A 317-nucleotide genomic window follows, 5' to 3' on the forward strand; every position below is an offset into this window, starting at 1 on the left:
GTCGGTTTCGGGCGACCGCGTCGGGCAGTGACCGGCCAATGCGCGTCGTTCGACGCTCTGCCAGTCTGGTTCCGCCAGCATCCCTGAGCGGTCACTCACGGATCGGCGTCGACATTGGTGGTGTGTCGGCCAAATCAAAGCAGACGCCCTCCGCGATTTCCGCGGCGGATCACCGCGAGCGGATCTGACAAATTCACTCACTCGGTACTGTGAAAACGTCGCTGACGCGACAGGCGTCGCTTATCGTGGCTATGCGACCGACCATCTGCGGATAGCGAAGGGATGGAGCGGGCAAGTGCAGCACAGCGAGTTCGCCT

1 protein-coding gene is annotated in these 317 nt (G+C 62.5%); it reads left to right on the forward strand.

Translation table 11 applies throughout. The annotated features are described in order from the left end of the window. On the forward strand, window positions 1-188 hold a 188-nt coding region (locus U5A57_RS41515; RefSeq protein ID WP_321918140.1), incomplete at its 5' end, for a hypothetical protein. Window positions 189-317: the final 129 nt, after the last annotated feature.

Source organism: Paraburkholderia sp. J11-2, from assembly GCF_905220185.1.
Taxonomy (GTDB): Bacteria; Pseudomonadota; Gammaproteobacteria; order Burkholderiales; family Burkholderiaceae; genus Paraburkholderia.